Source organism: Gemmatimonas sp. (assembly GCF_044345575.1).
GTDB lineage: Bacteria > Gemmatimonadota > Gemmatimonadetes > Gemmatimonadales > Gemmatimonadaceae > Gemmatimonas.
This window is the reverse complement of the sequence record NZ_JBIJAW010000435.1, coordinates 1-2,515: the sequence shown is the minus strand read 5'-3', so window position 1 is coordinate 2,515 and position 2,515 is coordinate 1. Positions and strand designations below refer to the sequence as shown.

Genomic DNA, 2,515 nt, shown 5'->3' with positions numbered 1-2,515 from the left:
CCGAGAGCACCCGTGCGGTGTCGACCATGGTGTCAGTGCCGTGCGTAATCACGAGACGCGATTCGGAGGCGTCGCGACAGGCCTGCACGATACGCGCGCGATGCGCCTCCTTCATCTCGAGGCTGTCGATCATCATCAGCACTTCGGTCTGCACATCGAGCATGCAGCGCCCGCGACGCAACATCTCTGGCAGATGCGTGTTTTCGAAGTGCAGCGTACCGGTGAGTTCGTCGTATTCCTTGTCGAACGTGCCACCGGTCACAAAGACGCGGACACTCATGGGGTATCTCCCAATTGCGCGGCGGTGCGCGCGCGAGCACGCGCCTTGGCCGCCTGCTGTCTCGCCTTTTTCGCGGCCTTCTCGGCGGCGATGCGCTCGGCTTCGGCGATCACCGATTCACGGTCGGCGATACGCGCTTCGCGCTCCTGCCAGTCGTGACGATCACGCGCTTCAGCCTCGCGGGTACGCCGCAGACTTTCTGTATCGCGCCACGCCGCCACCTTGGCGTGATCGCCCCCTACGAGCACCTCGGGCACTGCATGGCCGCGATACTCCGCCGGACGCGTGTAGCTCGGGGCACTGATGCCGCGGTCGAAAAACGAATCGGTGCGGGCGCTCTCGAGATCGCTCATCGCGCCCGGCAGCAGGCGCACCGTGGCATCCACGATGGCCAACGCGGCCGGCTCACCGCCGCTCAGCACGAAGTCACCAAGCGACAGTTCTTCGGTGGCGAGATGCGTCGCCACCCGTTCATCGATGTCCTTGTAATGCCCGCAGAGCAGCGTGAGCTCCGTACCCGCGGCAAAGCGCATCGCGTCGGCGTGTGAGAACCGGCGCCCGCGTGGCGAGAGCAGCACGATGGGAGACCTCGCGCCCACCGACTCGACCGCTTCGAAGAACGGCCCCGGCTTCATCACCATCCCTGGCCCACCGCCGAACGGATAGTCATCGACGGTGCGATGCCGGTCGTGTGCGAAGTCCCGCAGATTCACGAGGTGGTATTGCACGCCACCCGCGGCCGCCGCCTTCGCCGGAATACTCAGCGAGAGCGGACCGGCGAAGAACTCCGGGAAGATCGTAACGATGTTGATGCGCAACATGCGCGGCGCTCGGCGGCTCGGGCAGGTCAGTCGAAGAGGCCGTCGAGCGGCGCGAACACGATCACGCGCGCCTCGTCGTCGACAGCAACCACAAGATCGTCGGTGAACGGCACCAGCGGGCGGCCGGTGGCCGTCTCGACTTCGAGAATGTACCCCTGCGGCGCGTCGTACACATCGCGCACGGTACCAACCGGGCCCTGCCCCTCCACCTCGACCCGCATACCGATGAGGTCGCCCACGTAAACCTCGTCTTCGTCGGGCTCGGGCAACGTGGCGGCGTCGGCCAACAGGTAGCGCCCACGCCAGCTGTCGGCGATGTCGCGGTCGGCCAGCTCACGCACCCGCACCAGCCACTCCTTATTCATGGGGCGGCCGTCCTCGATATGCAGCGGCTGCGCGTCGGCGCCGGGGGACAGATGGCCCTCGCGGTCACCGGCGAAAAGCACAGCGCCGGACGCAAGCATCACGTCCGGCGCATCGCTCAGCGATTCGACAGCCCAGGCGCCGCGCACACCATGCGCGCGACGCACTCGGCCGACGACGATGTACTCAGCCAGCTCAGGCCTCGGCCGACGGCATGGCCACGGCGGACGCCTGCAGCTTGGCGGCGAGACGCGCTTCGTGACGCGCCTTGAGGATGCCAGCGCGGCGGATGAGCGAACGCACGGTGTCCGTGGGCTGGGCGCCGACGTTGAGCCAGTAGTTCACGCGCTCGACGTCGAGGTTGATGGCGTTCTCGCCACCACGCGGCTGGTACTGCCCGAGGATCTCGATGAAACGGCCGTCGCGCGGGCTCTGCGAATCGGCAACGACGATACGGTACATCGGGGTCTTCTTCCGGCCTTCACGGCGGAGACGGATCTTGACGGCCATGGGAGTCTCTCAGGCAGTGTGTACGCATGCCGGCGACCGGATCTGGTCGCCCCCGGGCTCCTCGCAGGCACCGGCGTTTCCGGTGTGCACCCGGTCCCCCGCGTGGGGGAGCCTTTCAAGCTAACTGAGTGCCGACCCCGGATTCAACCCGCAAGGAGCACCGGCGGCATGGAGTCACCCGTCGAGGCATCACATTTCTGCTCTTTCTTCTCAGACCGGGGCGTCGTCGCCGCCCGCGCCGTATGGGCAGAGCGCCGGCCCCGTCCCTACGGCAGCAGTCGTTCGTGTCGGGGCGTATCATCTCCAATGATCCGTTTTCTCTGTGCCTCCTGCCCCGCCCCCATGCGTCACGCTCAACGCTCCCCGGCCCGCCACCTCGGTGTGCTCGTCGCCGCCCTCACGCTCATCGCGCCGAAGTTGGTACGGGCGCAGGGCGCACCCCGCACCACGCAGGCCGTGGAGGCATCACGCGGAATGGTGGTGTCGGCCAGCGCCATCGCCAGTCAGGTAGGTCGCGATGTACTCGCCAACGGCGGCAATG

The 2,515-nt window shown here is 67.1% G+C and carries 4 protein-coding genes and 1 pseudogene; 1 reads left to right on the top strand and 4 read right to left on the bottom strand.

Annotation, left to right across the window (positions count from 1 at the left end):
• From ACIQ6O_RS16325 to rpsP, 4 genes are all read right to left on the bottom strand, one after another.
• Positions 1 to 280 (bottom strand): asparaginase domain-containing protein (locus ACIQ6O_RS16325; RefSeq protein ID WP_396208829.1); only part of this gene is annotated, 280 nt, incomplete at its 3' end.
• Complete coding sequence (gene trmD, locus ACIQ6O_RS16320) at positions 277 to 1,101, bottom strand: tRNA (guanosine(37)-N1)-methyltransferase TrmD (protein WP_396208828.1); 825 nt, start codon at positions 1,099 to 1,101, stop codon at positions 277 to 279. The genes trmD and ACIQ6O_RS16325, both read right to left, overlap by 4 nt.
• Before the next feature lie 26 nt (positions 1,102 to 1,127).
• Positions 1,128 to 1,646, bottom strand: coding sequence for a ribosome maturation factor RimM (gene rimM / locus ACIQ6O_RS16315; RefSeq protein ID WP_396208830.1), 519 nt, complete (start codon positions 1,644 to 1,646; stop codon positions 1,128 to 1,130).
• A gap of 13 nt (positions 1,647 to 1,659) precedes the next feature.
• The gene (rpsP, locus tag ACIQ6O_RS16310; protein WP_396208827.1) at positions 1,660 to 1,974 is read right to left on the bottom strand and encodes a 30S ribosomal protein S16; all 315 of its coding nucleotides are present in this window, start codon (positions 1,972 to 1,974) and stop codon (positions 1,660 to 1,662) included.
• A gap of 342 nt (positions 1,975 to 2,316) precedes the next feature.
• On the opposite strand from rpsP, the pseudogene ACIQ6O_RS16305 reads away from it, so the two are divergent.
• Positions 2,317 to 2,515, top strand: a pseudogene (locus ACIQ6O_RS16305) (gamma-glutamyltransferase); the annotation flags it as partial.

What these genes read in the sequence shown, in the direction of transcription:
- trmD (WP_396208828.1), bottom strand. Translation starts at nt 1,101, where the DNA reads ATGTTGCGCATCAACATCGTTACGATCTTCCCGGAGTTCTTCGCCGGT.
- rpsP (WP_396208827.1), bottom strand. Translation starts at nt 1,974, where the DNA reads ATGGCCGTCAAGATCCGTCTCCGCCGTGAAGGCCGGAAGAAGACCCCG.